Below are 24,905 nucleotides of genomic sequence, written 5' to 3' on the forward strand. Positions count from 1 at the left end.
GTATGTACCTGTAGCGCCGCCTTCCAGGCGGCCAACCGCTCGCCAGGGCGAGCGTTCGCCCTCCAGGCCAGCGGACCAGCAGGCCAACGCTGGCCGCCAAGATGGCGGCGCTACAGGTACTCCGCCCCGCAGCCCCCTGCCGCCGGGACGGCGGCGCTATAGGTACTCCGCTTTTTGGCAGAACCAAAAGCACCAGGATACTTGACAGAGGAGCGCCTGGCAGGCTATACTCTCTCCATACCCGTTCGCTTGTCCTACTTCTGTTTTGGAGGGTAGCTCACACCCAGCGTATTGCACCATCTGAAGAACGGCTGGCAGGGCCGGTGTTAAACCCACCGGCTGTGCCATGACCCCACATTCGGCACAACCAGATATGGGGCTGGGGAGTATTGTACCATCGAGACCCCAGCCAGACCCCCCAGCGACCATATCTGTGAACCCTCCGGCCTCTCCAGGCCAGGGTTCCCCGATGTGGTCGTTCCATTTTTCTGCCGCACAACGGCAAGAAGGGGGAATCTCTCATGGGTTCATCTCACGCATCTATCCCCTGGTACAACCTTCCGCCGCGCGCGTTCCCAGCCAAAACCTGGCTGGAAAACCGCTATCCGTTTCGGGTTTCACCCGCATGCTTCATCCAGCCTCTCGCGCGCCCGGCTGGCGGCTTGCGGGCGGCTGCCGCGTCAGGGCGGCGCGCGTTCCCGGCCAAACGCTGGCTGGCTGAGCAGCACATGTAGCACGCCCGGCTCGCACTGCGCCCACAGTTCATCGCCCGCGCGCCGATAGGGCTGCCCCAACCGGGCATCCGGCTGATAGTCCAGCGCCTGACGTACCGGAAAGCGTTCATGGTTGATACGCAGTTCCAGCGGGCCAGCCCAGTCAGCCACGCCGCGAATGAAGTTGAACGCCCAGCGAGCCGGGCGCGCCACTGGTACGCTGAAATCCTCGTCTTTCGGCCAGGAGTAATAGCTGCTGCCCTCCGTCGGCTGCGGCGTTCGGGCAGCCGTTCCAGACGCCAGCGCCCGCACCGCCCGCGCCATCAAGGGCGCGCCCAGCGTCGCGCACTCTTGTTCCAGCGCGGCGCTGCTGATGCCTTCGGGAATCTCAAACGCTTGCTGAAGCAGGATGTCGCCCGTATCCAGATGCTCATCCATCAGGTGGATGGTCACGCCGGTATATGGCTCGCCATTGCGCAGCACCCAGAACCCCGGACTCGGCCCGCGATAGGCAGGCAAGAGCGACGGATGCAGATTCAGGCAGCCCAACGGCGGCAGTGTGAGCAGCGCCCTGGGCAAACGCTGCGGAAAGCAGGCGACACAGATCACATCGGGCTGGAAAGCCGCCAGCGCCTCCAACGTCCGGGCGCTCACCAGCGCGCCAACTTCAACCACCGGGATACTCCGCTCCCAGGCTATCTGCGCGATGGTCCGATTCATGAACGGGGTAAGGATGGGAAGCCGCGAGCGTCCACCCTGCGCGGGGCCATATCTGATGATTGGATCGCTGGCTGCCCGCCCCGACGCAGGCACAACCACCGCGCAGACCTTCAGCCCATCAGCCAGCAGCGCCTCCAGCGGCGGGCGCGAAAAGTCGCCCGGCGTTCCCAGAAAGAGGACGCGCCTGGCTTCGCTGCTGGTCTTCTTCACTGGTTGGCTATTTGACAGCGCCGTGTTCTTCACGATACTATTCTCTCAAGAGATGCTTTTACTGGCGACAGGAGAAACGACAATGCCACGTATGGTTCACTGTGTCAAACTGGGGCGCGAATTGCCTGGCCTGGACAAGCCGCCATTCTCTGGCGAACTCGGCCAGCGCATCTACGAGCATATCTCCGCCGAAGCATACGCCATGTGGCCCGCCCAGGCGACACTCATCATCAATCATTATGGCCTGAATATGGCCGATCCCGACGCCCGCAAGATTTTGCGCGAGCAAATGGAAGAGTTTTTCTTCGGTGAGCAAGCGCGCATGCCCGAAGGCTGGACCCCCGAAGGCAGCAAAGGTGGCGCGCCCGTTGGGGCCGGACACAAGGGCGGCGGAGCGCCTCAGCGCAAGAAATGAGAACACCCGGCGCGATCCTCCTGGTTTCCTGCTACGAGCTTGGGCATCAGCCGCTCAACCTCGCGTCGCCCCTTGCTGTCCTCGCGCAAGCTGGTTACGCGCCCGTCGCCATTGACACCGCCGTCGAACCGCTGACGGACGAGATGATCATCCAGGCCAGACTGGTCTGCATCTCTGTCCCCATGCACACCGCGCTGCGGCTGGCAATGCGCGTGGCCGAGCGTGTCCACACACTGAACCCAACGGCGCGGCTCTGTTTCTATGGCCTGTATGCCTCGCTGAACGCCGATTACCTCCACGCGCAAGGCATCCATTTCGTCATCGGCGGCGAATACGAGCAAGCATTGCTCGAACTCGTTCAGGCGCTGGAACAGGGCAACCCCGATTCACTGCCCGGCGTCAGCACACCTACCGCGCCCGCCGCGCCCATTTTGCGCCGCCTGCCGTTCACCCAACCGGACCGCCGGGCGCTGCCCCCGCTTCAACGCTACGCCCGTCTCCAGCAGGGGGAGCAGTTGTCGCTGGTAGGCTATGTCGAAGCAAGCCGAGGCTGCCTGCATACCTGCCTGCACTGCCCGATTACGCCCGTCTACCAGGGCCGTTTTTTCGTCATCCCCAGGGAGATCGTCCTTCAGGATATTCGCGCTCAGGTACAGATGGGAGCGCAGCATATCACCTTTGGCGACCCCGATTTCCTGAATGGCCCCGGCCACTCGCTGAAAATCCTGCGGGCCATGCGCACCGAGTTTCCCGCGCTCACCTTCGACGCCACGATCAAGATCGAACATATCCTTGAACACCGCGCCCTCTTCCGCGAGTTCCGGGCGCTCGGCTGCGCCTTCATCGTTTCGGCGATTGAGGCGGTCAGCGATCACGTCCTGGCGCATCTGGACAAAGGCCATACCAGGGCTGATGTGATTGAAGCCCTGCGCATTCTGGAGGATGCGGATATTCCCATGCGCCCCTCGCTGCTGCCTTTCACGCCCTGGACCACGCTCGACGATTACCTGGACTTGCTCACCTTCATCGAGCAGTATCACCTGATTGAACAGATCGATCCCGTCCACTACTCCATCCGGCTTCTCTTGCCGCCAGGCGCGGCGCTGCTGGATAAGCCAGCGATGCGCCCCTCTCTAGGCGAACTGGATGCCGCCGCCTTCAGCTATCAATGGACACATCCCGACCCACGCTTGGACCGGCTTCAGCAAGAGGTTGCCGCGCTGGTAGAGGCTGGCGAGCGATCCAACACACCAGCAGACGAAACCTTCTACGCCATCAAGGCGCTGGCCGAAGAGACAGCGGGCCTCGTTCTAACCGCTGCTGGCAGGGCGCGCCCGCCGTTCGCCCGAAAAGAGACGCCGCACCTCACCGAATCGTGGTTCTGCTGAGCGGAACCCAATCAGGGCCAGTTAGGCTCTCTCACCCGCTAGTCGCTTCGCTCGCCCGCCGAGAGACGCTCGTCAGGCTGATGACCGGCAGCAGCGGCTCAATCGTAAACTTCAGCTTGCTGTGCGCCTTGCGCAGCACCGCTTCTACCTGGGCCGGACTCTCGCCACGCGCAAAGAGAAAGCCGAGATAGCTATCGCCTTCTGGCAGCGGCACAACGGGGTTATGCAGCCGGGCCGTCATCTCGAAGCCGACAATGCCCGGCGTCGCCTGCGCCTGCTCCGCTCCCTGTACGCCGCGCAGCATACCCGCGCCAGGGATAGGGATCATCATCACGCCTACCGCCTGCTCCTCGCGGTCCAGCGAGTCAATCTCCAGTCCGACAGCCTGGCGCAGAATCAACTCTTCCAGGCACATATCCACCCCAAACTGCAAAATTGTGGAGCAGAGACCGCCAATCGAGCGCCCGGCCATCTCGACGATCCAGGCTCCGGCGTCATTCACCCGCAGTTCCGCGTGCACCGGCCCCGTCCGCAAGCCCAGCGCCGCCGCCGCTCTGGTCGTGCAATCGGCAATGGCGGCCTGTGTCGCTGGCGGCAGCCGGGAAGGCGTCACATAGATCGTCTCCTCAAAGAACGGGCCATCTAGCGGATCGGGCTTATCAAAGAGCGCCAGGACGTTCAGTTTCTGATCGGTCAGGATGCCCTCCAGCGCCACCTCGAAGCCAGGAATAAAGCGTTCAACCAGCAGCGAAGTCCCCTCCGGCGCGCTGCCATCGGCCAGCAGCATCTTGCGCGTGCGCGTAAATGCCGCGATCAATTCATCCGGCGAATCGGCGCGAATCACGCCGCGACTCCCCGACAGACGCAGCGGCTTGACGACACAGGGATATTCGACCTGCGCCGCTACCTGGGCAGCATCATCTGTGGCGGCAAAACACCGGAACCAGGGTACAGGCACTCCGCCCGCCGCCAGCATCTGGCGCATCACATATTTATCGCGCGCCGCCAGCGCGGCATCCGGTGAATTATGCGCTAATCCCAGGGCGGCGCTGGCGCGAGCCGCTAAGAGGCTGGCGCTGTCATCAACAGAGATGATGGCATGCAGCGGGTGTTTTTCGGCATAGGCCACGATTGCCCCGGCTGCCTGTTCTGGGTTGCCGAAATCCAGGCCCAGCGGCACATGCCAGTATTCGGCCAGCGCCTCCGGCAGATCAACGCCCTGGACCACCTCCAGGCCAAGCCGGTTTGCCGCCTCTACAAAGGGGCTGGCTCGATAGGAGGCTGGCGAGAACAAGAGCAGCACGCGCTTCTGCTCAGAAGAAGTATCCATTGCGCTTTTCCTGACGAAGAATCAAGATGATCCTCTTAATTCATTCATTGTAGCACACGGCGCGGCTTTCAACCGTCAGCCTCCCCTAGCGGCGATCCACGACCTATCGGGGGCTACTTGTAGCGCCGCCTTCCAGGCGGCTCAACGTTGGCCCGCCGGTGCGGTGGCCTGGAGGGCGAACGCTCGCCTTGGCGAAGCGTTGGCCGCCAGGATGGCGGCGCTACAAGTAACACGCCTCGCTTGCCAACACCTCATGTGTGGTGAAACCCCTTAGCAGCGATTTGAGTCGCCAATAAGGTGGGGCTGAGCCACCAGCGCGGCCAGAGCCTCACGCCAGGGCGCTATCTCCAGGTCAATCACCGGTACGCCGCGCCATTCGGCAAAGCCCATCGCAAAGCGCGTTCCATTCGCTTCGCCATGCGGCCAGGCCAGCACAAGGCGCGACTGGAGGATGATACCGGCATTGCGCACATAGCGCAGGCTGGTCGCCCGATGGATCGCTGCCCAGGGGCCAACATAGGCAGCCCGCTCTGCCTCCCAGTAGCGGCGGGCCGCCTCCGCCCATTCAAGATGCTCCTCAACGTATCCGACGCTGATCTCAGGCGGCGGGCTGCCGCTGCCATGCGGAAAATGCTGCCAGGGGAGGCAGACGATCAGGCGGGTCGGATTGAGATAATACGCCCCGGCGGCGAAAGCGGCGTCAGCCCAGTTGGCCCAGTCATCCCGCCCTGGCGTGCCGGGTGTCGCCCCGGTAACAACCGTATAGCCTGCCCGGACCAGTCCCATACCCATCTCGCGGCAGGCGTTCGCGCTCTCTGGCGGAATCTCGCGCGAACCAATACAAGCAATCTGCATACACACTCTTCTCGCTCATTGTCTGCTAAACAGTCGCCTCAACACGACCAACCGCCAGGCAACAATGCAAGAAGCACGCCAATTGAGCGCGGCGTCAGGCGGATTGAAAACATGCCCTGATGGGCCTTGCCTGAATGGACAGGCAAGAGTAGAATGGAAACAGAAGTGGTTTATCAGCAACTGAACATCGTGCGAAGCAATGTTCTGCGTAAGCGCCCTTTGCAGAGATAACGCCAAACGATCAGGAGGCGCTGATGAAACCGGAAACCCAGGCGGCGCTTGAGCGCGCTGCCCAGGCTGATGCGCTCCTCTATGACACCTCTATCCTGATTGACGTTGATCGCGCGTGGGCTGTCCTGGTCTGCGAAGACCAGACCCTTCGCGGAAAGACCGCCGCTGCGTTTGCCCGGTGGCTTCGACAACGCGGCTTGCTGCCCCAGGCGGGCCAGTACGCGCCCTGGCCCAATCGCCCGCGCCAACGCCGCGCCCTTTATCAGCTGGCCGATCTGCTCGCCCTGGTGGAGCAGCTTACCTCGCAGAAAGCGGTGTTTGATGCGTCCATGAAACGCCGGGCGAGCGCCAAAGCGGCGCACCCACGCGCCGCTGTTGTTCAAGCGACCAGAACACGCCAGGCGACAGCCCAGGCGCTGGCAGGCTTTGATGCCGAGGCGTTGGCTCTGCTGGAGCGTCTGCGCCGATTGGATTATCCTCGCGCGGCAGCGGTGCGCGCCATCCAGCAGACGCCACGCACGCAACTGCTGGCGCTGCTTGAGCGCGTAGAGGCCGGGGTACAGTCGGGCGCTCTGTATCGCCCGGCAGCCTATCTGGCCGCAGCCCTAGAGGAACGCTAACTTCAGAAGACCACCCTAGACAGAGAGGTTTTCATGTCAGACCTAACCGATCAATCTTATCTGTTGAACGAGCAATACAAAGATGCGTCTAACCTGAATGCGCGTATCCAGTTGCACGCGCGCTTTAGCACCAACAAGCGCGGCTGGAACCGCTGGCTCTTCGACCAGTTCAAGATTGCTCCGGGCAGTCGTATCCTTGAACTTGGCTGTGGTCCGGGGAAACTGTGGCTCAGCAATCGGGACCGCATTGCCGACGACTGGCAGATCACTCTCTCAGATTTCTCGCCGGGGATGCTTCAGGAGGCGCAGCAAAACCTCAGCCAGCGCCAGCACTGCTTTACGTTTCGGGTCATTGACGCGCAGACCATTCCGTTTGATGACGCCAGTCTGGACGTGGTTATTGCCAATCATATGCTCTATCATGTGCCAGACCGCTCACGGGCGCTGGCAGAGATTCGCCGCGTCCTCAAGGCAGATGGTCGTCTGTATGCCTCAACGATTGGCGATACCCACCAGCACGAGATACGCGATCTGATGGGCCGGGTTGACAGGCGCTTTTCTCAGAGAAGCACCAGCTTCTCGTTTACCCTGGAGAATGGAGCAGAGCAGCTTGCCCACTGGTTCGCATCGGTCACGCTCTATCGTTACCAAGATGCCCTGGTGGTCACAGAAGTCGAGCCATTGATCGAGTATATCCTCTCCGGCCAGGCGAAAGCCGTCTTCGTGGGGGAAAAACTTCAGCGGCTGCGCGAACTGCTGAAGCAGGAACTGATTGCACAGAAAGCGATCTACATCACCAAAGACTCAGGGCTATTTGAGGCGTTTGGCAGCGCCGGAAGGGTTATTGGTCCCAGCCCCGACGCTCGATGACTCTGGCCGCCCAATTTACCCACCAGGCCAGGGCTTCGATAGCCCTGGCGCGGCGGGCTGCGGTTCTGGCAAAGCGTATTTCCTGGCCCATCGTCTCACCGCAGGTCAGCACGGTGCGCGCCGCCGCCAGATCAACCAGCAGCCGCCACTGCGCAGCGCCGATGTCCAGACCACGCCGCGCCAGATGCAGGACCAGACGCTCGCGGTAATAGAGCAGGGCCAGGCGTGTATCAACCGTTCGCCAGGCAAAGAGCAGCCAGAACGGATCAAAACTCGCCGGGCCAGCCGTCGCCAGCGCCCAATCAATCAAAATCGTGCGGCTGCCAGGATACCCGCCATATCTCCCGCCTATCCCACGTTCGCCGGGCAGGCTGCCCATGTTCGGCGGCCAGGCGTCGCCATGCAGCAGCGTTGACGGAACACTGGCGGCGTCTGCCAGAAAAGCTGCCGGAGCATCAAAGACCCGCTGAACCTTGCCGAGCGCCTCCGCTGGCCCATACGTGAAGAAGGCTTCCCAGCCAGCCTGTGACACAGGCAGATAGGGGTGGGCGTCACCTGTGGCAAGCTGCGCCTGTATGGCCGCCGGGGCAAGCATCAACGACGCTTGCTCCACCGTAGCCAGCGCAAACCGCGCGGCGTCCAGGCGCGCGTCTTGCCAGTAGTGCGCGTGCAGCCGGGCCAGGTGATCGAGATACAGCCTCAACTGGCCGGGCGGCGCCGGGGCAAAGCAATCCTCTAACGTCCCCAGCCAGCGCGTCACATCCGCCAGCAGCAGCGCGGCCTCTCCGGTGTCTTCATCGTATGCAGCCGCCAGCACCGGCACACAGAGCGCGCGGGGCGCATCGGCCAGCAGCCCATGCCGCCAGAGCTGCGCCTCTCGACAGCGCGTATCGCCGCTGGAGCGCATCAGCCAGCTTTGGTCGGGCTTGATGCGCTTGAAGATCAGCGGAAGCGTATCCCGTCGAACTCCTGTCGGCCCTTTAATGGCAAGCTCCACCAGCAAGCGTTCCAGATGCGCGCCCGAAACGCCGCCCTTCAGCGGCTCCTGGCGTACCCCTACGACACGCCCTCGCAGATTACGGCCTCTAGAAGAAATGGCCTCACTCCCTTTCGGACAGTGAGGCCAGCACAGCGATGATCTGCTCAGCACTGTTTCCAGCGCATCTGGTTGCAGCAACTGCTCTGGTCGCTGCCAGACCAGCCGCTCGCCCGTCATTCGGCTGGCTTCAGTCACGACTATTCCGCCGTTTCTTATGTATCTACGTTGGTTCCACCACCTATTGGGGGTTGCCACTTGTAGCGCCGCCTTCCAGGCGGCTGGTCGCTGGCCGCCTTCCAGGCGGCGCTACAAGTACCATGCCTCGCTTGCCAACATCTCATGTGTGGTGGAACCATCTACGTTTCTCAGGTATCTATCAGGTATCAGTGGATAAACCAGACGCCTGAGCCGACATGAATGTAACGATAGTTCACGCGAGCGAACCCGCCGCCGTTCCAATTAAAATTCATCTCGCTCACCAGCACCCAGCCACCGGTCAACAGCTTTTCCACATGCGAGACATGGCCCTGGGGACTCGCTCCCTGCACACCCGGCGCAAAAACGACCGTCGCGTTGGCCGCAGGGGTCGAGGTGACCGTGTATCCACGCGCACGCGCGCCGTTGGCCCAATTCATGGCGGCGCCCATGCCCGCCAGGTTCTCATCGGGCCGCTTGTATTGCGCCCACCACACACACTGACCAAACACGCTGGCCCAGGGATCATTTGCAGGCTCGGTGACGGCAAAACTGGGATACCCCGGCGGGGGTGTTCCGTTCGAGTAGGGGCCATCAGGCGTGTAGGTTGGCGGAGGTGGCGGCGGAGGTGGTTTCGGTGTCGGGGTCACTTCCGGTGTCCTGGACCCGACCCGAGGGTTATGCGCCGTCACAGGAATGGATGCGATGCCAGCCTGAGAACCTGATGGATCCATTGGCGTAGGCGCGACAGTCGTTGGGCTGACGCCCACTCCAAATGCCAGCATGCCTACATGCGAGCCAAGCAACGTTGCGCTCACTCCCAGCAGCGCCAGCAGTGCCGCTGCCACTACGATCATCCGACGGCGTAACATCCAGTGCTGGCGGCGGGCGAAGCTCGCAGACTTGCGAGGCGATAGCCCACTGCTCGTCACTGACTCTGTCACTGTGGCAGCCGCTTCCCCATCCTGGTCTGCTGTCAATCCGCGAAGCGCAGCCCGAAAAGCGCGTGTGCTGCTCCCTTCAGGGGGCAGGTCAACATCTTGCTCGTCGAAGCCAGGAAGTCTACAGAGGCCAACCCGTGAAAGCGGCGCACGCTCATCTGATCGAAAGTGCATTCGATACTCTGGTCCTTTCTCTCTTGACAAAACCCGTCCTCCCATCACCCGGCAGTGGGCGAGACCACCTGAGCGACAGGGACGATAGGGACATTAAGAACAAGTATGCCATACAGGCGCGCCAAAACCCGCTGTATAGGATAAAGCAGGACTTATTGGCTGCCCCGTTGGGGTATTTTTCGAGCGAGTGGGATTGTGATATGCTAAGAGAGAGGCGCAGCAGACAGGAAGGCCAGGCCCAATGCCAAGGCTCTGTTGCAGCGCAGTGAAAGGCGGTTTTTAGCTATGGATGACCCGGTTGCGCGTTTCCAGAAATCTCAGGAGGAGTTGGAGGCCGTCATCGCGCGTTTTTCCGATGAAGAACTGACAACACCCGGAAAACTGGGGGATTGGTCATTACGAGAAGTGCTGGCGCACATCGCCGCCTGGGATCGCTGGGGGCAGCGCGCTATCGAGGTGCGCCTCACAGAAAATGACCTGCCCGCCAACATGCTGGAAGAGGCGCGCAATCCCGACCCCTTCAACGCTCGCGCCGCCGAAGCATGGAAGGGATATGATGCCAGGCAGGCGCGCGCTGATTTTGCAGAGGCGTATAACGATCTCATCAGTTTCCTGAAGGCCACCCCACACGAAAAACTCTATCGCCAGATTCCCCGGCCTAATGGGAAAACGACCAACCCTACGGCAAGCCTGACCGCTTTGGCGCGCCACAAAGATGAACACCGCGCGCTCTTAGAGGAATTGCTCGCCAATCAGTGAGGCGCTTTTCCTGTGATACAATGCTGCTTTAGAACAGTTTTTAGAAGGTCTTGAGCCTGTAGGCGATAGGAAGCGGCCTGGTAGAAGAGAAGAAGGGCCATATCATGAGTCAAGAGCTTGAGGCGGGGCACCTGGCGCCCCCGATAGCCGAAGAACACCATCTCTCAGCGTTCTGTCCCCGCTATCATCATGCTATGGAATTGATTGGCCGACGCTGGACCGGGGTTATCTTGCGTGTCCTCATTAATGGCCCTCACCGTTTTAACGAATTGCTCGCTGCCATCCCCGGCCTCTCTGACCGGCTCTTAAGCGAACGCCTCCGCGAGCTTGAAGCGGAAGGGCTGGTCATCCGCCATGTCCTACCAGGGCCACCTGTCCGCGTAGAATACTCGCTGAACGAGCGCGGCTATGATCTGGAGCAGGTGATCCGCTCTATCGCGGCCTGGGCGGAAAAATGGCTCCCCTCCCCCCAGGATGGCTGAGGCTTCAGAGCGCGCTACTCGTAGCGCGCCCTCAGCCAGCAGAGATACAAGATATTGATTACTCAAGCGGCCAAACCCCATATCTTGGGTTTTTTGCTGTTTTTCGCGGGTAGGACTAAAGATTGCTGCCTGGGGGCCATGAACGACGGGAATCGAACTGTGATGGGCTTCACTGCTGGGATGTTGCGTAACTACTTTCATTTGATGACATTCTCCACTACACTACTAAAGGGCATTCTGCTGCGGGATGATTTCGTCTCCCTGGGTGTCTGCTGCAACGGGAGCAAACCGCATGAGCCACGAATGTTGGCAGAGGAGGATACACGTGAAAGTAGTACATATCGTCGCCTCGATGACCCGGCTACCACGAGGCGCCAGGCGAATAGCACAGCAGCCGTGGCTCATTGGGATGTTGGCCGCCTTACTCCTATTGAGTGGTTGTGGAGGTTCTCCAGAGCCGCAGCCATCGCGCTCTACGTATTTGCCGCCGCTTCCGGCCCTCTCAGGGCTGCCAACTGCGGCGCTGCAAGGAAAACTCATTGGCTTGCTGCCGCTTGACCAAACGCTTCAGTTGACAATTGGCTTAAAAATCAATCGGCAGGCGTTGGCCCAGGCAGCACAAGACATCTATGACCCCTCTTCGCCGCGCTACGGCCAATATCTCTCCCCACAACAAGTGGCCGAGCAGTTTGGCGCAGACGCGGAAACCGTCCAGCACGTGACCACCTGGCTTACTCAGCAGGGGTTTCAAGTGGTCAACGCCAGCCCACTGAGAACCACCTTGACCGTACAGGCCACCGTCCTACAAATAGCAAAAGCCTTTCAGATTGTTCTCCAGCAGCGGTCGCTGAATGGGCAAGACTTCTTTGGACCAAATCAAGCCCCCGTCTTGCCAGCCGATATTGCGCCGTTGGTTACGGCCATCATCGGGCTGGATAACTTTGCCCACTTCCAGGGCCAACTGAGTCGGTTGCACAGCAGTTCTCCCCAGCAGAAGCAATCCCCAAAACTTGGCGACTGTACGCTGTATAGCCTGATGGGACTGACGCGGGACCAACTGGCGCAGGCATATTCCTTCGACGCCCTCTATAAGCAGGGAATCCGAGGCCAGGGAATGAAAATAGGCATCGTGGAGGTAGGTGAGTCTTATGATCGCCACGATGTCGCCAATTACGCCGCCTGCAACGACGTGAACCTGCAAGTGCGCAATGTGGATGTAGATGGTCGAGTACCGGCTGGCCCCGGAGCGGGAGAGGGGGCGCTGGACCTTGAATTGATCGCCGGACTGGCGCCCCAGGCGCAGTTGATTGACTATCAATCCCCCCAACCCGACGACAAGAGCTTTCTGGATGTCTTGAATCGGATCGCCGTAGACGATGAGGTGCAGGTAGCCAGTATCAGCTATGGCATAGGAGAGGGGCAGGTCACGCCCGCTTATATGGCCCAGTATGGGCAAACCCTGCAACTGATGGCGGTGGAGGGGATCAGCGTCTTCATTTCCAGTGGGGATTGCGCCGCCTTTACCGATGGCGTGTTTGGTCAGCTTGTGGTGAGCTTCCCAGCGAGCGCGCCCTGGGCCATTGGCGTGGGAGGCACCAGCCTGAAGGGCGGGGAGCGCGCCTGGGAAGCGGGAAGCCCGGATAAATCGAAGTGCGGGAATACGTGGGGGACTGGCGGAGGCGTCAGCCAGAATAAAAACTTCCCTCTGCCACCCTGGCAGGCGGGGCAGGGAGTCCAGAACTCGTTCTCGAACGGCAATCGCCAGGTGCCAGATGTCGCCGCCGCTGCTGATGGCATTGCCATCTATTATCAGGGGTTCTGGCTGGGAGTGGGAGGCACCAGCGCGGCAGCCCCCATCTGGGCTGCTGGGGCGCTGCTGGTCGATCAGGCGCTGCGCAAGCAAGGGAAGCCCAATCTAGGGGGGCCGCCGACCATCTACCAGCTTGCCAATCATCCAGGGAAGTTTCATCCCTTCCACGACATCAAAAACGGAACGAACCTCTATTATAAAACCGGACCAGGATGGGATTATCCCACAGGCTGGGGAACGCCGAACTTCCTTGAGATCGCCCGCGCGCTGGGAGGGCTTTCCTGAGCAGATTCGCCTGGAAGGCGGCCACCTGTAGCGCCGCCTTCCAGGCAGCCAGCCGTTGAGCCGCCTTCCAGGCGGCGCTGCAAGTCGGGGCCGCAAGCATTCATCATGCTGTGGCCCTATTCACTGCTCAGGAACGGGAGCCTCCTTCTCTTCAGCCAGCGCCTGAAAGCGGCGCTGGCGCTCCGCATGGGTGATCTGCACCGCTCGCTGGACCGCTTCGACAAGCTTGCGTGGGGTGACGGGTTTGACCAGATACTGATCAGCGCCAGACGCGAGGCCCACAAACCGATTTTTCTCCTGGGCCAGCGCCGTGAGCATGATGAGCGGCGTTTCCGCCGAATCGGGATCACCGCGCAGGGCTTTCGCCAATTGATAGCCATCTAACCCTGGCATAATAACGTCTATAATCACACAGTCTGGATGCCCCTCGAAGAACCGCTCAAGTCCCTCCACGCCGTTCCTCGCACGTATCACAGTAAACCGTCCGAGCAACTCCAGGCCATCGGTGAGTAATTGAAGAAGATTGGGGTCATCATCAACGATGAGTACCGTATAGTTCTTGCCGCCCGCAGAGGTCATGTGCTGGCCCTTTCCTTTCTCCAGCCCTGTCTGGCTGGAGGAAAGCTTGACAAGCGCCTAAAACCTACGATTGATGGGAGAAGCCCTTCAAGGAGCGCCGCCAGATACCACTGCCTGGTCCTGTAGGTGGCATCCGTCATGAGCCACCCTGAACCAATAAAATCCATGCGGGCCAAGCGAGAGAAAATATGGCTCCTCACGCACAGGAGGGAACTGTGTTTCCCCGATCAGTTCGATGAGCGACATCCCACGAAAACGCTGGAGGTCTAATTCAACCGGCTGCGAGAAGCGCGAAAGATTCGCCACAACCAGTACGGTTTGCTCGCCGTCGCTGCGCAGGTACGCCAGCACCTTCTTGTTCTCCGGGCGCAAAAACTCGATAGAGCCGCGCCCAAAGACAGGATAGCGTTTGCGGATGCGAATCATGCGCCTGGTCCAATTGAGCAGCGACGACGGGCTGCGCTGTTGGGCTTCAACATTTACAGCCTGATAGCCAAACACCGGGTCCATAATCAGTGGGCTATACAGCGCCGCTGTATCGGCGCGCGAGAAACCAGCGTTGCGATCACCGCTCCACTGCATGGGTGTGCGCACGCCATTGCGGTCGCCCAGGTAGATGTTATCCCCCATGCCCAGCTCATCGCCATAATAGATAATGGGGCTGCCGGGGAAGGTAAAGAGCAGACTGGTCATCAACTCAATTTGCCTGCGCCCATTGCCCAGCAAAGGCGCAAGGCGGCGACGAATCCCCAGGTTTATCTTCATACGAGGGTCTGTAGCGAACTCATGATACATATAGTCGCGTTCGGCGTCCGTCACCATCTCCAGCGTCAACTCATCATGATTACGTAGGAATAATCCCCACTGGCACACTGCCGGAATCCCAGGCGTCTGCTCGATAATATCAACAATAGGCAGGCGATTTTCGCTGCGCAGGCTCATAAAAAGGCGCGGCATCACCGGAAAATTAAAGGCCATATGGCATTCATCGCCGTCACCAAAATACGCCCGCACGTCCTGGGGCCACTGATTCGCCTCGCAAAGCAAGATGCTGCCCGGATGGGATTTTTCAACAGCCCGGCGCACCTCGCGCAGATAGGCATGTGTTTCAGACAGGTTTTCGCAATTGGTACCCTCGCGCTCATACAGGTAGGGTACAGCGTCCATCCGAAAACCATCCACACCCATATCCAGCCAGAAACGAATCACCCTCGTCATCGCCCGATGCACCTGGGGATTAGCATAGTTCAGGTCTGGCTGGTGGCTGAAGAAACGATGCCAATAATAGGCTCCTGCTTCCATATCCCAGGACCAGTTGGAGCGTTCCGTGTCAGTAAAGATGATGCGCGCGTCGGCATATTTCTGGTAGGTCTGGCTCCAGACGTAATAGTCACGATAGCGGGAATGCGGCGAACGGCGCGAATCCTGAAACCAGGGATGCTGGTCAGAGGTATGGTTCATGACCAGATCGGTAATGACGCGCATGCCCCGATGGTGCGCCGCTTTGAGAAAGGCGCGGAAATCAGCCAGCGTCCCATAGGAAGGGTGAATGTTGTAATAATCCGAAATGTCGTAGCCGTCATCTCGCAGCGGCGAAGGATAAAATGGCAGAACCCAGACGCAATCCACGCCCAGGTCTTGAAGGTAATCAAGCTTCTCCGTTAACCCGCGAAAATCCCCGGTCCCGTCCCCGTTACTATCGTAAAATGCTTTCACATGGAGTTCGTAGAAAACGGCATCCTTATACCACAAATCATCCGCACTCATACTCGTATCCATTTCTCTTCACTAAAGCAGCCATCCCCTTTGTTTCCGTATCCAGCTTTTCCCCAGGCGCACCCATCACGGGTTGCCTGGCCCCGGCGTCGGTATGATCACACCCGGATTGGGCGGCGCATAGCCATTCGATGGGCCAAAATCCTCAAAGCGATTATGAAACTCTGGCAAGCGCCTGCCCACCTCTACCGTTTTTGTAAGAACCATCCGCTTGCCCGCGCTGTCCTGAATTGTCAATTGCACCGTGTAGGTGCCGGGGCTGGCCCAGGAGTGCCGGGCTTGCTGGCCGCTGCCGGTTGAGCCATCGCCAAAATCCCAATGATAGCTCAGCGCGCCACCGGCTGGCGAGTAGCTTCCGGGGGCAGAAAGCGTCAAGGCTTTGCCCGGCTGGATATTGTTTGGCAGATCGCTGATCGTTCCCACCGGACCCTTTGGAGCTGGCTCCAGCCCCATCACATCCGGCTGAATCAACATCCAGAGCGTGACAACAGCGGGCAGCGCCAGCGAGAGAACCGTTCCCAGCGATTTTGCCCCGGAGCCACCTGTATATTGATTCATCAGCGCCACCCTATCCTCTGGTTGATCGAACGGATAGGACGATGGCGGCGCATTCCTATCATAATACGTGAAATTGCCCGACATCGTAATACAATTGATGCCCGCAAAAGTAAAAGGCACTTCATCACTGCCGCCCACGTTATCATCCATAAGCTGAATGGTCTGGTTATCGGCAAGCTGCGCGGGCGTGAAGATGCCCTGGGTCTGATTCGGCAGATAGGCCATCGAAGGGCGCATCGCGCGCATAATGCTGAAGGCGTTGCTGATGGCCTGCCTGGTGAAATCCTGCCAGGCCAGGAACTGGTCGTGATGTGCGCCATCGCCAAGCGTTTGCTTATACAGATCGCTTGGGCCTACCGGACTGGTCACGGTGATAAACGGCAGGAATAGCTGGTCAGCGCGGCCAAAAGCGCGGGCAGGATACGCCACGCCATTCTGCTCCTCATCAAACATCGCCACAACAGCGCCGCGATCACCAGCTATCGTCTGATTGACATAGTGAAACGACCCCAGGATGCCCTGCTCTTCGGCGTCAAATAACACAAACTTGAGCGTGCGCGCAGGCCAGCTATGGCTGCTGCGCCAGTGGTTCGCCAGCGCCTTTGCCAACCCCAGCATAATCATGCAGCCGCTGGCGTCATCATAGGCGGACTCCGTAGAGTTGGCAAAGCCGTCGTAATGGCAGCCGATCATCACTATTTGTTCTGGATGTGTCGCGCCAGCCACTGTCACCTCTACATTGACCGCCGGAACAACGGCTGGCCTTCCGTCGTACCCCTGGATGGAAAAAGGGTCTTTAGCAACTGTTGGCCCAAAGCCATCCAGTTGCTTCAGGATTTCCGCCGTCCAGGCGTTGGCAAAGTCATCATGTCCTGGCTTTTTATTCCCCTGCCCGGCCTCACGCGCCTGATACCCTATCGCCAGGCGCACAAGCTGACTATAGATATAATCGCAATCCACCGCCAGCGAAGGCGGAAACCCGGCAATCTGCTGGCTCAGCGGCGCGCAGCTTTGCCCGGTAGGGGGCAGCGGACCAGGAAGGGTAGGTGTTGTGGTTGTCTGGTTCGGCGTACTCTGCGTGCAACTGCCCAGCGCCAGACACAAACAGAACGCCAGGCCCCAACGTCGGCGTGATTTGAGCGAGGTCTTAGACAAGAACATAAGCATCCTTTTCCAAGCACATGAGACACATTGGAGGATTACGTGCGCTCTCTCAAGATATGATTATTTTTTTCAATGCTACCTGACAGCCTCAAGAATATGAACAGGAGAACACATGCAGCGCCGCCTAGAAGGGACACGCGAGCGACCAACGGGAGCGAGGACCTCTCGCTCGACGAGGCATAGCCGAGGCAAGCGGCCCTCCCCGAAGGGGCGCGGCGCTGCATGTGACCACTGCTGCGCCGTCAAAGTTTTGTGGGCGATTCTTAGCGGCTCTTCGCGCGTAGAATCTTGCGGTCAATTTTGCCGATGGGATTGCGCGGCAGCGCCGGGATGAACTCGACAAAGGACGGGGTTTTATAGTTTGCCAGATACTGCCGACTGAAATCCATCACTTCTTCGGCTGTGGCCTGTTTGCCGTCCTGCAACACGACGTAAGCCAGCACCTCTTCGCCCAGGCGCTCTGATGGCACGCCGATCACCGCGCATTCCAGCACCGCCGGATGGCGCATCAAGACCTCTTCTACATCACGCGGATAAATATTGAGGCCGCCGCGAATGATCAGGTCTTTCTTGCGTTCGACAATATAGATGTAGCCCTCTTCATCCAGCTTTGCCATATCGCCGGTGTGCAGCCAGCCGCCGCGCAGTGCCTGCGCCGTCTCATCCGGCATATTGTAATATTCTTGCATGAGATTGGGGCCGCGCACCAGCAGTTCGCCCACCTCGCCAACCGGGAGATCGTTGTCGTTATCATCCACCACGCGCACCTCCACCCCCTGCAACGGCTTGCCAACGGAGCCAGGCTTACGCACCATATCAACCGCGTGGCCGGAAACCGCCGTTGTCGCCTCGGAAAGACCGTAGCCCTCGCGGATAGGACAGTTGAAACGTTTCTCGAAGCCCTCCAGCACGCTCACCGGCAGCGGCGCCGAGCCACTGACCACAAACTCCAGGCTGCTGGTATCGTACTTCTCCGCATCGGAGAAATTGAGCATGGCGACAAACATAGCTGGCACACCGGCGAATCCAGCAACGCGATGCTTCTCAATCAGTTGAAATACCTGCTCAAGCTCGAAGCGAGCCACCATCACAGTTTTCGTGCCGCTCAGATACGCGACGTTCGAGACGGTAATGCCAAACGCATGCGCCAGGGGCAGTACCGCCAGCGACGCCCTCCCCCTGGTAATTTCCGTATCATCCCCAGCACCAGCAATGGCGTTGGAGATCAGGTTGCGATGGCTGAGCAGCACCCCCTTGGGGCGTCCTGTCGTGCCGGAGGTATAGAGAATGACCGCCCGTTCTTCCGGCTTGATCTCCACCGCTGGGAGGGTATCCGGTTGATTGGCAACCAGCGCGTCATAGCCATGTACTTGATAGTCAGCGCCATCAGAAGCAGGCGCATCGCCCTGCTGGCCCACGACAATCACATGGCGCATGGAGGTCGCCTCTTTCACCCCCTCCTGCACAATATGCAAGACCCAGGTGCTGGTGAGAATGGCTACCGCCTGGGAATTGGCGGCAATATAGGCCACCTCCGGCGGCTTCAGCAGGGGCAGAACCGGAATAGTGATCGCGCCGATGCGCGCCAGTGCCTGATAGCCGATCAGCACCTGCGGGTTATTCTGCATCATCACCATCACCCGATCCCCCTTCTTCACCCCCAGGCCCATCAAGGCATGGGCCAGTTTATTCGCCTCGCGGTCCACCTCCAGGTTGGTATACTCGCATTCACTGCCAGGGAACTCATAGACCAGCGAGATATATTCGCCAAAACGCTCACGGTTATAGCGGGCCAGGTCAGCCAGGGTTTCAGGAAGAGGGGGAATGTCCGTGTTTGCGCTGCTCATGCGGTCCTCCATGTAGGAAGCTTGAGGAAAGTTGAGGTGGTCGTATCAGAATGCTACCATTGATGACCTTGTGGCGCAAGAGGGAGGCGCGCCAGGTTTCTATTCGCTGTCGGCCAATTTGGTGTAATCTGCCCAGGTATCCACGTCGCCGGGCAGCGGGCGGCCCATCTCAACAGAGCGCACCCAGTCAGGGCGCTGATCGACCAGTTTCCAGGCAGCTTTGTCGCCATGCAGCGCCGCCAGATCAGGGAAAAGCTGGCGATCAAACAGGAGGGGATGCCCAGGCGCGCCCTGATACGAGGCGATGACGATACGCCCCCGTTCAGCGCGCCAGGCAGCGGCCACGCGCCCGATAGCCTCAACGTCAACGCCTGGCTGGTCGCTGAGCAAGATCATCACACCCTCAGCCCGCTGGTCGGCTGCTGCCAAACCTGCCCGATAAGAAGCGGCGCAGCCCTCGCTGAACTCGGTGTTCAGCACAGGCCGCGCGCGCCCCAGGGTCACACTCGCCAGAACGGTATCGCTGGCGTGGCCCAGGATGACCAGCACTTCATCAAGCGCCGGGCTGGCTTCGGCTTGAGCAATCGTCCAGCTCAGCAGCGTCGTCCCGCGATAGGACAAAAGCTGTTTGGGCTGGCCCAAACGTTTCGAGGAACCCGCCGCCAGCACCAGCGCGGTCAGAAAGCTATCCATCCCTACGACGCCTCGAACTTCGCCTGGCAGCCAGCGCAGCAGAAATAGTACATCTGCCCGTTGCGCTCGGTCTTGTAGGTTGCCGTAGCGATGTCCACCGTCATGCCGCAGATCGGGTCTATGGCTTCGGCGCGCGGAGCGGGAAGCTCATCCTGGGAGAGTCCTATTCGTTGGCGGCGAATATCCAGCAGCGCAGCCATGACGCTAAAAGCGATCTCCCCTGGCTGGAGCGCCCTGCCGGGCAGCCCTTGAGGTCGTTTCAGCCTCAATAGCTGCTCGGCAGAGACGCCTTGCTCCTCTAAGAACGCCTGGATGGCGGCCATGCGTTTCTTACTGGCAACCAGGCCAACATAGCTGGCCGGACTCTCCAGCGCGGCCTGGATGGCTGCCTCGTCGTAGGCGCCAAATGTCGCCACAACCACATAATTCCGGGCTGTTAGCTGCGGCTTGAGCGCCTCCAGGCTTTCCACGAGGCGATCAACCCCAGGGAAAGCCTGCATATCGGCATCAGGATCGCACGCCCAAACCTCAAAGTCGAGGAGGCTCCCCAGGCGGGCCAGCGTCCGGGCCACCGGAGAAGAGCCAACAACGACCAGTTCGACTTTGGGCAGAAAAGGCTCAACAAAGATTTGCAGTTCCCCCTGCCCTGCGCAGGTCATCGTCACCGGAATGATCCCCGATTTGCGCGTGACATCCAGTTCGGCGTCCGGGCCTAATACCACCAGTCGCGGCAAGCCATCTGCCAGAGCGGCCAGGCTCTGGCGAACTACGGTGGGCTGCGCGCAATGGCCGCCCACCCAGCCCTCGATCTTCGCATCCGACGTAATAATCGCTCGCGCGCCCGGTGTGCCTGAAGTTGGTTGATTGGCGGCTACCACCGTCGCCAGCGCGAATGGACGGCGCTCGGCGCGCAGCCTCTGGACTTCATCAAGGATGTCACGCATTGGTCTTACCCTCAAGAGCTTGCCGTGGACGCAGGGGTTTCCACCTTCTGGCGCACGCAATCAAAGAACCTGGCCGTCAGCTTCCGCGCAGTACCCTCCATCAAGCGAGCGCCTACGCTGGCTATCGTCCCGCTGACGTTGACATCCGCATGCCAATCCATGTGGGTGGCGTCCTCGGATTCAGCGGTCAGGTCCATAGCCCCTGTCAAATCCACCGCGCTGCCAGCGGCGACACCGTGACCCTTCACCACCGCATGCTCTGGCTCACGAAGCTCGGTGAGCGTCACATCCAGAGTGAAGGTAGCTTTCACCGCGCCGATCCCCACGCCGACCTTTGGCTTGAAGTGGTCTGGCGCCAGCACTTCCATGGACTGAAAGCCTGGAGCGCAGTTTGCCACCTGATGGGGATCGGTGAAGAACGCATAAATGGCCTTGATGGGCGCGTTGATTGATAGTTGACCCTCAAAGTGCATCGGCTATACCTCCGCCAGTCCATGCTCTTCAAGAATCTTATGGACTTTCCAGGGGGTGATTGGGATGTCCAGGTGCGTTACCCCCAGGTGGCTCAGCGCATCCACGACGGCGTTAGCAATCGCGGGCGGCGCGCCCACGGTGGCCGACTCGCCTACGCCCTTGGCCCCAAACGGATGATGGGGCGACGGCGTGCAGGTCTTGTCGGTCTCCCAGGCGGGCGTCTCCATTGACGTTGGCAGCAGATAATCCATGAACGTACCCTGCTGGATGTTGCCGTTCTCGTCGTAGGTAATGGCCTCTAACAGAGCCGGGGCCATACCCATCGTCAGGCCGCCGTGAATCTGCCCCTCAACAATCATCGGGTTGATGATGTTGCCGCAGTCGTCCACCGCCAGGAAGCGCCGAATCTTGACTTCGCCCGTTCCGCGATCAATATCCACAATACAGATGTACGCGCCGAAGGGGAAGGTCAGATTGGGCGGATCATAGTAATCAACCGCCTCCAGGCCAGCTTCCATCCCCTGCGGGTGGTTGGTGTAGGCGGCGAACGCCACGTCGGCCATCGTCTTGGAGCGTGTTGGAGCGCCTTTCACCTGGAACTGATAGTTGCCCCACTCGATGTCATCCGGGCTGGCCTCCAACAGATGCGCGGCGATAGCCTTAGCCTTCTCACGAATCTTGCGCGCAGCCATCGCAGTAGCGGCTCCGGCGGTAGGTGTGCTGCGGCTGGCGTAGGTACCCAGGCCATAGGGAGCCGTGTCGGTATCGCCGTGTTCGACGACGATATTATCAACGGGCAACCCTAACTCTTCGGCCACAATTTGAGCAAAGGTTGTCTCGTGGCCCTGTCCCTGGCTCTGAACGCCAATGCGAACGATAGCGGAGCCGGTGGGATGAACACGGATTTCAGCACTGTCGAACATCTTGATGCCCAGGATGTCGAAGGTATTCGATGGCCCAGCGCCGACAATTTCCGTGAAGGTGCAGATGCCGATGCCCATCAACTCGCCCCTGGCGCGCTTCTCGGCCTGCTCGCGGCGCAGGTCCGCATAGCCAATCTTCTCCATCGCCAGCTTGAGCGCCCCCGCATAGTTCCCGCTGTCATATTCCCAGCCGGTGGGGGACTTGTAGGGGAACTTCTCAGGAGGAATGAAGTTTTTCATGCGCAGCGCCGCCGGGTCCACCTTCAACTCCTGCGCCATCCTATCCACGATGCGCTCGATGGCATGCACCGCTTCGGTGACACGGAACGAGCAGCGATAGGCTACGCCACCTGGCGGCTTATTCGTGTAGACCCCATCTACCTCGACGTGCGCCGCCTCCATCGCATACGAGCCGGTACACACGTTAAACAGCCCGGCGGGGAACTTGGACGGGTTGGCCGCCGCATCAGCCGACCCATGATCGGCCAGCGTCTTGACACGCAGCGCCGTGATGGTGCCGTCACGCTTGCCAGCCAGTTCCACATCCATATGATAATCGCGGGCAAAGCTATCCGCTTGCAGATTCTCGGAGCGATCTTCGATCCACTTCACCGGATGGCCCGTCAGCACCGAAGCCGCCGTAGCGATCACGTAGCCTGGATACACCGGCACTTTGCCGCCAAAGCCGCCGCCAATGTCGGGCGAGATGATGCGAATCTTATGCTCAGGAATCTGGCCCACTGCCGAGGCAGCCGTCACCAGCGAGAACACGGTGCGGATGGCATGCGGCGCCTGGGTCGTCATCCAGACGGTCAGCTTGCCGCTCACCCTATCAAACGAGGCCACGCAGCCGCACGTCTCGATGGAGGAGACGTGGATGCGCGGGAGATACATATGCTCTTTGACGACCACCTCGGCCTCGTTGAAGAGTTGATCGGTGCGCGCCTTGTCGCCGCTCTCCCAATGCCAGATATGGTTGGTATTTTTGTCAGCGTGGTCCGGGCGAACCAGCGGCGAAGACGGGTCCAGGGCTTTGTAGGGGTCCACTACCGGCGGCAGCGGCTCGTAGTCCACTTCGACCAGCGCCACCCCATCGGCGGCAATATACCGCTCGGTGGCGATGACCGCCGCCACTTCCTGCGCCTGATAGACCACGCGATCTATCGGCAGCACCATCTGCGTATCGCTCATCAGCGTTGGCATCCAGGCCAGCTTATACGCATCCAGGTCTTTGCCGGTAATGACCGCCAGCACGCCAGGCAGCGCCAGCGCCTTGCTGGCGTCAATGCTCGTTATCTTTGCGTGGGCATAGGGGCTGCGCACGATGTCCATATAAAGCATGCCAGGCAGCTTGAGATCATCAACATAATTGCCCTTGCCGCGAATGAACCGGGGGTCTTCTTTGCGTTTGACGCTACGCCCGTAGCCTCCTACGTCAGTTGCCATTGCGTTTATACCTCCGCTTGCTATGCCGTTGGCGCGCCTGTCGCTGCGGGTTCGCGCATCTTCTTGCCAGCCGAATCAATTGCTTTGACGATGTTGACATAGCCGGTGCAGCGGCAGAGATTGCCCGAAATAGCCCGGCGTATCTCAGCTTCCGAGGGGTTGGGATTCTGCTCCAACAGCGCCTTGCCAACCAGCATCATGCCTGGAGTGCAGAAGCCGCACTGCAAGCCATGCTCCTCGAAAAAGCCTTGCTGGATGGGATGCAACTGGCCGTTTTGTTCCAAACCCTCCACCGTCTGAATCTCGGCCCCATTGACCTGAACCGCCAGCAAGGTGCAGGATTTGGCCGGAGTCCCATTGATCAACACGGTGCAGGCGCCGCAGCTTGTGGTATCACAGCCGATATGCGTACCCGTCAGGTTGGCAACTTCACGAATGAAATGGACCAGCAGCAGGCGCGGCTCAACTTCCGCCTGATGCGCTTCGCCATTGATCGTTAGTGTGACGTGGGTCATCAATTTGCTCCTCCCGTAGCACGCTGGGCCGCCTTGCGCAGCGCCCGCGCGGTGAGCGCCCGGACCACAGCCCGCTTGTACTCGGCAGGGCCGCGCAAGTCCGATGTCGGTTCGGCGGCGTCTCCCGCAAGTCGCGCGGCCTCGCGGATGGTCTGGTCGTCCAGACGCTTGCCGATCAAAAATTGTTGAGCAGCGCCCGCCCGCAGCGACCTGGGGCCGACATTGGTAAGCGCCAGTCCGGCTTGCGCGCAGACATCCCCATTCATCGTGACCTGCGCAGCCACAGCGGCAACAGCGTAATCACCCACTTTGCGCTCAAACTTCACATAGGCCGAGCCGCTGTGTGGGGCTGGCTGCGGGACATGAATCTCTACCAGCACTTCATCGGGGGCCAGGCTCGTCTCGAACGTATCCACCAGAAAATCATCAACTGAAATGCGGCGCTGGCCTCTGGGGCCGATTGCCACCATCTGCGCGCGCAGGGCCAGCATCATTGCCGGGTGATCGTTCGCCGGGTCAGCATGGGCGAGGTTGCCGCCAAGGGTGGCAAAGTTGCGCACCACTGGGTCGGCCACCACCTCACTTGCCTCGACAATGCCCGGATAACGCTGTCGGACCAGCGGTGAATGCTCCAGGGTGGCCTCACGCACCATAGCCCCAATGACCAGAGCGCCGTCGCGTTCTTCCAGAGTGGTCAGGCCAGGCACCTTTTGCAGATCGATCAGGTGGTTGGGGGAAGCCAGGCGCAGCTTCATCAATGGGATGAGACTCTGGCCTCCGGCCATCAGCTTGCTTTCTGCCCCATGTTGTTGCAGCAGGCTGAGAGCCTCAGACATGCTTGTAGGAGCATAATACTGAAACGGGGGTGGGATCACGGGTTGTCACCTCCTTTGGTGTAGAGCGTCGAACCAACACACAACCATAACCGGATGCGACGATTTGGGCTTCT

22 protein-coding genes are annotated in these 24,905 nt (G+C 60.1%); 7 read left to right on the top strand and 15 right to left on the bottom strand.

From position 1 onward, the window contains the following. Positions 1-680: 680 nt before the first annotated feature. Positions 681-1,676, bottom strand: coding sequence for a methionyl-tRNA formyltransferase (locus VH599_20660; protein ID HEY7350734.1), 996 nt, complete (start codon positions 1,674-1,676; stop codon positions 681-683). Positions 1,677-1,725: 49 nt separating this feature from the next. Between VH599_20660 and VH599_20665 the strand changes: the two genes are divergently transcribed. Together VH599_20665 and VH599_20670 are read left to right on the top strand one after the other, a co-directional pair. Beyond that, positions 1,726-2,058, top strand: coding sequence for an oxidative damage protection protein (locus tag VH599_20665; protein HEY7350735.1), 333 nt, complete (start codon positions 1,726-1,728; stop codon positions 2,056-2,058). Then, positions 2,055-3,446: a CUAEP/CCAEP-tail radical SAM protein gene (locus VH599_20670; protein HEY7350736.1), complete on the top strand. Its 1,392-nt coding sequence runs from the start codon at positions 2,055-2,057 to the stop codon at positions 3,444-3,446. Before VH599_20665 ends, VH599_20670 begins: the two co-directional genes overlap by 4 nt. Before the next feature lie 31 nt (positions 3,447-3,477). Here the strand turns inward: VH599_20670 and VH599_20675 are convergent, their stop codons facing one another. Both VH599_20675 and VH599_20680 read right to left on the bottom strand, forming a co-directional pair. Next, a complete protein-coding gene (locus VH599_20675) occupies positions 3,478-4,776 on the bottom strand; it encodes an ATP-grasp domain-containing protein (GenBank protein ID HEY7350737.1) in 1,299 nt (432 codons plus the stop codon). Positions 4,777-5,046: 270 nt separating this feature from the next. Beyond that, positions 5,047-5,631: a hypothetical protein gene (locus VH599_20680; protein HEY7350738.1), complete on the bottom strand. Its 585-nt coding sequence runs from the start codon at positions 5,629-5,631 to the stop codon at positions 5,047-5,049. Positions 5,632-5,885: 254 nt separating this feature from the next. On the opposite strand from VH599_20680, the gene VH599_20685 reads away from it, so the two are divergent. Both VH599_20685 and VH599_20690 read left to right on the top strand, forming a co-directional pair. After that, the gene (locus VH599_20685; GenBank protein ID HEY7350739.1) at positions 5,886-6,482 is read left to right on the top strand and encodes a hypothetical protein; all 597 of its coding nucleotides are present in this window, start codon (positions 5,886-5,888) and stop codon (positions 6,480-6,482) included. Between the two features lie 33 nt (positions 6,483-6,515). After that, the gene (locus tag VH599_20690) at positions 6,516-7,352 is read left to right on the top strand and encodes a methyltransferase domain-containing protein (protein ID HEY7350740.1); all 837 of its coding nucleotides are present in this window, start codon (positions 6,516-6,518) and stop codon (positions 7,350-7,352) included. Here VH599_20690 and VH599_20695 read toward each other — a convergent pair. Together VH599_20695 and VH599_20700 are read right to left on the bottom strand one after the other, a co-directional pair. Further along, positions 7,324-8,586, bottom strand: coding sequence for a hypothetical protein (locus tag VH599_20695; protein HEY7350741.1), 1,263 nt, complete (start codon positions 8,584-8,586; stop codon positions 7,324-7,326). The genes VH599_20690 and VH599_20695 overlap by 29 nt on opposite strands. A gap of 188 nt (positions 8,587-8,774) precedes the next feature. Continuing rightward, on the bottom strand, positions 8,775-9,701 hold the full coding sequence (locus VH599_20700; protein ID HEY7350742.1) for a CHAP domain-containing protein: 927 nt from the start codon (positions 9,699-9,701) through the stop codon (positions 8,775-8,777). A 285-nt stretch (positions 9,702-9,986) separates the two neighbouring features. Between VH599_20700 and VH599_20705 the strand changes: the two genes are divergently transcribed. From VH599_20705 to VH599_20715, 3 genes are all read left to right on the top strand, one after another. Beyond that, positions 9,987-10,460, top strand: coding sequence for a maleylpyruvate isomerase N-terminal domain-containing protein (locus VH599_20705; GenBank protein ID HEY7350743.1), 474 nt, complete (start codon positions 9,987-9,989; stop codon positions 10,458-10,460). A 104-nt stretch (positions 10,461-10,564) separates the two neighbouring features. After that, a complete protein-coding gene (locus VH599_20710; GenBank protein ID HEY7350744.1) occupies positions 10,565-10,942 on the top strand; it encodes a helix-turn-helix domain-containing protein in 378 nt (125 codons plus the stop codon). Positions 10,943-11,267: 325 nt separating this feature from the next. Continuing rightward, complete coding sequence (locus VH599_20715) at positions 11,268-13,037, top strand: S53 family peptidase (GenBank protein ID HEY7350745.1); 1,770 nt, start codon at positions 11,268-11,270, stop codon at positions 13,035-13,037. A gap of 120 nt (positions 13,038-13,157) precedes the next feature. Here the strand turns inward: VH599_20715 and VH599_20720 are convergent, their stop codons facing one another. The 10 genes from VH599_20720 to VH599_20765 all read right to left on the bottom strand — a co-directional run bounded on the left by VH599_20720 (position 13,158) and on the right by VH599_20765 (position 24,831). Continuing rightward, positions 13,158-13,616 carry a response regulator gene (locus tag VH599_20720; GenBank protein HEY7350746.1) on the bottom strand — a complete coding sequence of 153 codons (459 nt, stop codon included), beginning with the start codon at positions 13,614-13,616 and terminating at the stop codon, positions 13,158-13,160. An 87-nt stretch (positions 13,617-13,703) separates the two neighbouring features. Beyond that, complete coding sequence (treS, locus tag VH599_20725; protein HEY7350747.1) at positions 13,704-15,383, bottom strand: maltose alpha-D-glucosyltransferase; 1,680 nt, start codon at positions 15,381-15,383, stop codon at positions 13,704-13,706. A 75-nt stretch (positions 15,384-15,458) separates the two neighbouring features. Beyond that, the gene (locus VH599_20730; protein ID HEY7350748.1) at positions 15,459-17,111 is read right to left on the bottom strand and encodes a M28 family peptidase; all 1,653 of its coding nucleotides are present in this window, start codon (positions 17,109-17,111) and stop codon (positions 15,459-15,461) included. 266 nt (positions 17,112-17,377) lie between these two features. Further along, positions 17,378-18,961 carry a long-chain fatty acid--CoA ligase gene (locus tag VH599_20735; protein HEY7350749.1) on the bottom strand — a complete coding sequence of 528 codons (1,584 nt, stop codon included), beginning with the start codon at positions 18,959-18,961 and terminating at the stop codon, positions 17,378-17,380. 99 nt (positions 18,962-19,060) lie between these two features. Further along, positions 19,061-19,654 (bottom strand): nucleotidyltransferase family protein, encoded by a 594-nt coding sequence (locus VH599_20740; protein HEY7350750.1) that lies wholly within the window; start codon positions 19,652-19,654, stop codon positions 19,061-19,063. A 2-nt stretch (positions 19,655-19,656) separates the two neighbouring features. Continuing rightward, on the bottom strand, positions 19,657-20,598 hold the full coding sequence (locus VH599_20745) for an XdhC family protein (GenBank protein HEY7350751.1): 942 nt from the start codon (positions 20,596-20,598) through the stop codon (positions 19,657-19,659). Positions 20,599-20,609: 11 nt separating this feature from the next. Continuing rightward, complete coding sequence (locus tag VH599_20750; protein ID HEY7350752.1) at positions 20,610-21,071, bottom strand: carbon monoxide dehydrogenase subunit G; 462 nt, start codon at positions 21,069-21,071, stop codon at positions 20,610-20,612. Between the two features lie 3 nt (positions 21,072-21,074). Continuing rightward, a complete protein-coding gene (locus tag VH599_20755; protein ID HEY7350753.1) occupies positions 21,075-23,441 on the bottom strand; it encodes an aerobic carbon-monoxide dehydrogenase large subunit in 2,367 nt (788 codons plus the stop codon). Between the two features lie 20 nt (positions 23,442-23,461). Then, entirely contained in the window at positions 23,462-23,956 is a 495-nt protein-coding gene (locus VH599_20760) for a (2Fe-2S)-binding protein (protein ID HEY7350754.1), read from the bottom strand. Continuing rightward, the gene (locus VH599_20765; GenBank protein ID HEY7350755.1) at positions 23,956-24,831 is read right to left on the bottom strand and encodes a xanthine dehydrogenase family protein subunit M; all 876 of its coding nucleotides are present in this window, start codon (positions 24,829-24,831) and stop codon (positions 23,956-23,958) included. The genes VH599_20760 and VH599_20765 overlap by 1 nt, the downstream gene beginning before the upstream one ends. Positions 24,832-24,905 lie beyond the last annotated feature (74 nt).

It is taken from the genome of Ktedonobacterales bacterium, from assembly GCA_036557285.1.
Classification (GTDB): domain Bacteria; phylum Chloroflexota; class Ktedonobacteria; order Ktedonobacterales; family DATBGS01; genus DATBHW01.

What these genes read in the sequence shown, in the direction of transcription:
- VH599_20710 (HEY7350744.1), top strand. Translation starts at nt 10,565, where the DNA reads ATGAGTCAAGAGCTTGAGGCGGGGCACCTGGCGCCCCCGATAGCCGAA.
- VH599_20760 (HEY7350754.1), bottom strand. Translation starts at nt 23,956, where the DNA reads ATGACCCACGTCACACTAACGATCAATGGCGAAGCGCATCAGGCGGAA.
- VH599_20670 (HEY7350736.1), top strand. Translation starts at nt 2,055, where the DNA reads ATGAGAACACCCGGCGCGATCCTCCTGGTTTCCTGCTACGAGCTTGGG.
- treS (HEY7350747.1), bottom strand. Translation starts at nt 15,383, where the DNA reads ATGAGTGCGGATGATTTGTGGTATAAGGATGCCGTTTTCTACGAACTC.
- VH599_20755 (HEY7350753.1), bottom strand. Translation starts at nt 23,441, where the DNA reads ATGGCAACTGACGTAGGAGGCTACGGGCGTAGCGTCAAACGCAAAGAA.
- VH599_20680 (HEY7350738.1), bottom strand. Translation starts at nt 5,631, where the DNA reads ATGCAGATTGCTTGTATTGGTTCGCGCGAGATTCCGCCAGAGAGCGCG.
- VH599_20750 (HEY7350752.1), bottom strand. Translation starts at nt 21,071, where the DNA reads ATGCACTTTGAGGGTCAACTATCAATCAACGCGCCCATCAAGGCCATT.
- VH599_20705 (HEY7350743.1), top strand. Translation starts at nt 9,987, where the DNA reads ATGGATGACCCGGTTGCGCGTTTCCAGAAATCTCAGGAGGAGTTGGAG.
- VH599_20675 (HEY7350737.1), bottom strand. Translation starts at nt 4,776, where the DNA reads ATGGATACTTCTTCTGAGCAGAAGCGCGTGCTGCTCTTGTTCTCGCCA.
- VH599_20730 (HEY7350748.1), bottom strand. Translation starts at nt 17,111, where the DNA reads ATGTTCTTGTCTAAGACCTCGCTCAAATCACGCCGACGTTGGGGCCTG.
- VH599_20685 (HEY7350739.1), top strand. Translation starts at nt 5,886, where the DNA reads ATGAAACCGGAAACCCAGGCGGCGCTTGAGCGCGCTGCCCAGGCTGAT.
- VH599_20735 (HEY7350749.1), bottom strand. Translation starts at nt 18,961, where the DNA reads ATGAGCAGCGCAAACACGGACATTCCCCCTCTTCCTGAAACCCTGGCT.
- VH599_20665 (HEY7350735.1), top strand. Translation starts at nt 1,726, where the DNA reads ATGCCACGTATGGTTCACTGTGTCAAACTGGGGCGCGAATTGCCTGGC.
- VH599_20720 (HEY7350746.1), bottom strand. Translation starts at nt 13,616, where the DNA reads ATGACCTCTGCGGGCGGCAAGAACTATACGGTACTCATCGTTGATGAT.
- VH599_20745 (HEY7350751.1), bottom strand. Translation starts at nt 20,598, where the DNA reads ATGCGTGACATCCTTGATGAAGTCCAGAGGCTGCGCGCCGAGCGCCGT.
- VH599_20690 (HEY7350740.1), top strand. Translation starts at nt 6,516, where the DNA reads ATGTCAGACCTAACCGATCAATCTTATCTGTTGAACGAGCAATACAAA.
- VH599_20700 (HEY7350742.1), bottom strand. Translation starts at nt 9,701, where the DNA reads ATGCACTTTCGATCAGATGAGCGTGCGCCGCTTTCACGGGTTGGCCTC.
- VH599_20740 (HEY7350750.1), bottom strand. Translation starts at nt 19,654, where the DNA reads ATGGATAGCTTTCTGACCGCGCTGGTGCTGGCGGCGGGTTCCTCGAAA.